Annotated in this window: 5 protein-coding genes and 1 pseudogene; 2 read left to right on the forward strand and 4 right to left on the reverse strand. The window is 61.9% G+C overall.

Annotation, left to right across the window (positions count from 1 at the left end):
* The coding region (locus AC1DWT_RS49625) for an SDR family NAD(P)-dependent oxidoreductase (RefSeq protein WP_477926108.1) at positions 1 to 566 on the forward strand (566 nt) is incomplete at its 5' end.
* Positions 567 to 685: 119 nt separating this feature from the next.
* On the opposite strand, the gene AC1DWT_RS49630 is transcribed toward AC1DWT_RS49625, so the two are convergent.
* The 4 genes and pseudogenes from AC1DWT_RS49630 to AC1DWT_RS49645 all read right to left on the reverse strand — a co-directional run bounded on the left by AC1DWT_RS49630 (position 686) and on the right by AC1DWT_RS49645 (position 3,584).
* Positions 686 to 1,105 (reverse strand): zinc-binding dehydrogenase, encoded by a 420-nt coding sequence (locus AC1DWT_RS49630; protein ID WP_477926109.1) that lies wholly within the window; start codon positions 1,103 to 1,105, stop codon positions 686 to 688.
* A 181-nt stretch (positions 1,106 to 1,286) separates the two neighbouring features.
* Positions 1,287 to 1,640 (reverse strand): annotated as a pseudogene (locus AC1DWT_RS49635) (alcohol dehydrogenase catalytic domain-containing protein); the annotation flags it as partial.
* A gap of 172 nt (positions 1,641 to 1,812) precedes the next feature.
* Positions 1,813 to 2,565 carry an SDR family NAD(P)-dependent oxidoreductase gene (locus AC1DWT_RS49640; protein WP_477926110.1) on the reverse strand — a complete coding sequence of 251 codons (753 nt, stop codon included), beginning with the start codon at positions 2,563 to 2,565 and terminating at the stop codon, positions 1,813 to 1,815.
* A gap of 209 nt (positions 2,566 to 2,774) precedes the next feature.
* Positions 2,775 to 3,584, reverse strand: coding sequence for a TetR/AcrR family transcriptional regulator (locus AC1DWT_RS49645; RefSeq protein WP_477926111.1), 810 nt, complete (start codon positions 3,582 to 3,584; stop codon positions 2,775 to 2,777).
* A 19-nt stretch (positions 3,585 to 3,603) separates the two neighbouring features.
* Here AC1DWT_RS49645 and AC1DWT_RS49650 point away from each other — a divergent pair, with 19 nt between their 5' ends.
* Positions 3,604 to 4,371 carry an enoyl-CoA hydratase/isomerase family protein gene (locus tag AC1DWT_RS49650; protein WP_477926112.1) on the forward strand — a complete coding sequence of 256 codons (768 nt, stop codon included), beginning with the start codon at positions 3,604 to 3,606 and terminating at the stop codon, positions 4,369 to 4,371.
* The last annotated feature ends 278 nt before the right edge of the window (positions 4,372 to 4,649 follow it).

Consider the following 4,649-nt stretch of genomic DNA (forward strand, 5'->3'; position numbering starts at 1 on the left):
GCGCAATGTTGTCGCCGCGCAATGTTGTCGCCCGTACCGTGGAATGGCGCGGCACGATCGACATCGTTGTCAACAATGCCGGCATCACCTCGATTCAGCCAGCGGAGGATGAAGATGCCGAAACCTTCGGCAAAGTGCTCGATGTGAATCTGGTCGCGCTCTATCGCCTGTGTCATCTTGCCGGTCGCCGGATGCTGGAACAAGGCCAGGGAACCATCATCAACATCGCCTCCATCAATGGCTTGGTGGCAAGCTGGTCGATTCCCCAAGCCGGTTACTGCGCCAGTAAAGGCGCAGTAACGATGTTGACTCGCGAACTCGCGGCTCAGTGGGCAGAACGAGGGATTCGCGTCAACGCCATCGCGCCGGGGTTCTTCCCCAGCGAACTCACAGAGGAACTGTTCAGCAGCAGCGCCGCCGGCGAACGGGTGTTCCGCCGTATGCCGATGAAGCGCGGCGGACGGGAAGATGAGCTGAACGGCGCGTTGATGTTTCTCGCCAGCAACGCATCGTCCTACATGACGGGCCAAACGCTCGTCGTCGACGGTGGTTGGACGATCGTGTAGATCTGTCGAGTTACGGTGGTCGTACATTGTTGTGCCACATCGATGTAAAACCACTGACAATCGAGGCCGTGTTGTTCTTAGCGCCCAGTTTTCCCTGGACCGTGTACCTTACTGCGCCGTCACTCTTCGTATCGAGCGATGAGGCGGCCGACTACTCCGCCCTGCCGAAGGCGTTCGAGGCCCTCGGGAATGCGATCCGGTGCGATTAGCTGGATCGGCGGGTCCAGTTCACCGCCGCGCATCAGTTCGTAGAGCTCAGCGAGGTCTCGCCTCGTGCCGGACAGGGAACCGATGATTCGTAGTCGCTTGAAGATGAGCGCCTGGGTGTTCACCGTAGCCTCCGGCCGACCCAGTCCGACCTGCACGACTGTCCCGGACGGGGCCAACGTCCGCGCGGCCCGGGCCGTGGTGGTTCCAAACCCCGCGTAATCCACGATGAGCGGCAGGTCCTTGTCTGCGTACTCTGTAATGGACTCGGCTACGCCCGCCAGTCCGATTTGGTCGGCTAGGGCTCTTGTCTCCGCGTTGATGTCGGGCATACACCTCGGCTCCCATCAGCACGGCGATGCGTACGCCGAAATAGCCGAGACCTCCCAGGCCGATGACTCCGATCCGCATACCCGCCTTGGCTCCCCCTTCTGTGACCATGGCGTGGTATGCCGTCAAACCGGCATCCGTCGCCATCGCTCCCATCTTGAAGGAAAGCTCTTCCGGAAGCCGCACGAGGTTCGCCTCGGTGGCGCGGACCGCGGGCCCGTAACCGCCGTCCCAGGCGCCATATCCGATGGCATCGCCGTCCGGCATCGTCGGCGACAGCCCGACACGGTCGCCGACTTTCCAATGGTCCATCCCCGGCCCGACTTCGCTGATGACGCCGGCATTCTCGTGACCGAGAGTCATCGGGAGTCGGACGAACGAGGCCATCCACTCCGGCTCGTGGAGCGCGCCCATGTCGGATGCGCACAATCCGGCGGCCTTCACGTCGACGACCACTTCGCCAGGGCCCGCGTGCGGCTTTTCGACCTCGTCGAGTGTCAGGGGTTTGCTGGTTCCGTGGAATCGCCATGATTTCACTGTTGTGTTCTCTTGTCTTCTGTTGGGGAATACGACATGGATCAGCAGTGGGCGGGCGGTTCATCTCCACGACGTCGTCCACCGTGGGCTCGGAACCGAGCTGACCAGGTCGACCAGGAAGTCGGTGGTTCGCCCCGCCCCGAGACATCAGGATCGGACGAGGATCGGACGCTCAGTCGACCATGGTCAGGCCACCGCTGACGCTGAGCACCTGACCGGTGATGTACGCGGCCTTGTCGGAAGCGAGGAACGTGACAGCGTTGGCGATCTCCTCCGGTGGGCCTACACGCTTGAGGGGGACGGCAGCCAACAGCAGCGATTTGATGCGCTCGGACGTTTCCCCCCACAGCGGGGTTGCGGTGATTCCGGGTGCCACACAGTTCGACGTGATCCCGTACTTGGCCCATTCGCGGGCCAGCGATTTGGTGAAGGCCACGACTCCACCCTTGGTGGCGGCGTAGACGGCCTGTCCGCCGCTTCCGACACGCCCGGCATCGCTTGCGATGTTGATGATCCGGCCGGCACGGCGGTCGATCATGCCCGCACCGACCTCACGCGAAACGAACATCGTGGACATGAGATTGACATCAACGAGATTGCGAATCTGCGTATCGTCAAGGGAGACGAACGGATCGTCGCCGGCCCATCCCACGTTGTTCACCAGGATGTCGATTGGGCCCACCGAGGAAGTGATGGATCGTGTGAGCTCCGCGACTGCATCCGGCGACGTGACGTCGCAGATGAAACTTCTGGCGCGGAGACCTTGCTCGGCGAGATTGTCGACCACGGCGTCTGCGCGGTCGGCGTGCAGGTCGCAGACGGCGACACTGGCGCCCGAGTGTGCCAGCTGAGTGGCGATCGCCGCTCCGATGCCCTGACCGGCTCCGGTCACCAGAGCTACCTTTTCCACCAGGGACAAGTGCATGTTCCTACCTCCGTGCTCGTTCAGCGAGGTCCCACCCGACAAGTCAGGTCACTGACGGACCGCATCGGAAGAAATCTGGACGTTATAGGTCAGTATTGAGGTTGCGGCTGTCATGCGCAAGTATCCGAACCGAACTACGGGCCGCCGCTACATTGGAGCCGACGCCGACGGGGAGGCCGCGTCTGTCGATCCAGAGTGGACGCTTCAGGTCACAACGCCGGTGAGTCCTGTTGGGTCGAATGTCGATAACCCACACCGCGCAACACTGTGTTCACGAGTTGCGTCAAGTAGGCCTCCGTGTTGGCGATTTCGGACAGTTCCGGAGGAGTGCTGCGAACGTGAGTGGTGATTGCCCCTGCGACGAGATCGGCGATCAGGGTGGGTTTGGTCCCTGAGTCGATATCACCCCTCTCGATCGCACGCCTGACGAGGGCTCGGGTCGAGCGGATGTAATCCGGATAGTCGTTCGCGCCGATGACCTCGGCCAGCTCTTTGTTCGACTGCCTGTCCATCAGCAGACGGGTAGTCATGGATCCCTCGATGCTCTGGACGAATGCCATCCACTGTCTGGCGAACTCTCGGAGGTCGAGCTCGAGATTGCCGAGATTGATGTTCCCGACTGAGGGCGCGGCCGACCGAACGGCGTCGACCAGCAGTGCTGCCTTGTTGGGCCAGCGCAGATAGAGCGAGCCCTTGCCTACTCCTGCCCGCCGTGCGACCTCGTCGACGGTGAAGCCGCTCCATCCGCGATCGCTGTACACGGTCCTGGCGGCGTCGAGTACTCGCTCGTCGAGATCGGGTTCTCGCGGTCGTCCGACCGTGCGAGAGGAAGAGGTCATGACCGGAACCTTACCGTGTTTTCGCAGCGCCGCCGGAGGGACGAACGCGAGCTTGTGCCGCCCCGTGACGGCTGCGGTGTAGTTTACTGAGTATATCCGTCCAAAATTAGGCCGTGCTGACACCGCGCAAACGGCACGTATCGCTTTACGCGGGGTCCGTTGATCGAAAGGAAATGTCATGGCAGATGCTCCGGAACCGTTGGAGGCCAAGCAGGTCGACGGGGTCCTCACCTTGACCATGAACAGGCCAGAAGTGAAGAACGCGCTAGATTTCCTGCAATGGAAGCGTCTGGCTGCCGCGCTCGACGACGCGGCCTTCGACACCGACGTTCGGGTGGTAGTCCTCACCGGCGCCAACGGGGTGTTCTCCTCGGGGGGGCAGCTTGGTGCCGAGGGGCCGAAACACCCTCTGGATCGGATGCGAATCATTTCCGAGGCAGCGGTGACACTTCATGAATTCCCGAAGCCGACGATCGCCAAGGTGCCGGGCCCGGCGATTGGAGGCGGTTGGAACCTCGCGTTGTGCTGCGACTTCGTCGTCAGTTCCAGCGACGCCACGTTTGCGCAGGTTTTCCCGAAACGGGGGTTGTCCGTCGATGTGGGCGGATCGTGGCTGCTGCCCCGCCTCATCGGAATGCAGAAGGCGAAATTGCTGATGATGACCGGCGACCTTCACACGGCGGCCGAGGTGGACGAGTTGGGGCTCCTCACCAGGGTCGCCGAGCCCGAAGAACTCGATTCCGTCGTCGAGTCGCTTGCCGGTCGTCTCGCCGCCGGCCCGCCGGTGGCACTGTCCCTAACCAAGTCACTGTTACACCGTGCGGCTACCACCGATTTCGCGGCCAGTCTGGAACTCGAGGCGATGGCGCAAGCCGTGAACTTCGCAAATGAGGACATCGGGATCGGATTGCGTGCGTTCAAGGCCAGAACCGCGCCGACTTTCACGGGTCGTTGGCGCACCGACTAGTCAGGAGACTCCGCCGCCGGCTTCCCTCGGTCTCGTTCGATGTCCATTCTGGACAGTATGTGTCAGTATTATCGGTGTCACGTTGTGGTGAAGGAGTTGTGGCTGTGTACGAGCGGTATCAGACGATGGAGTTCGATCTGTCGAGTAGCGGTGTGTTGACGGTGACGTTCTTGCGTGCCGACAAGCTGAACGCGATCGATGCCGATTTTCATCGTGAGTTGTCGACGGTGTTTGCGGACATCGGTATGGATCGTCGGGTGCGTGCGGTGGTGTTGACC

It is taken from the genome of Rhodococcus sp. P4_B6 (genome assembly GCF_056402215.1).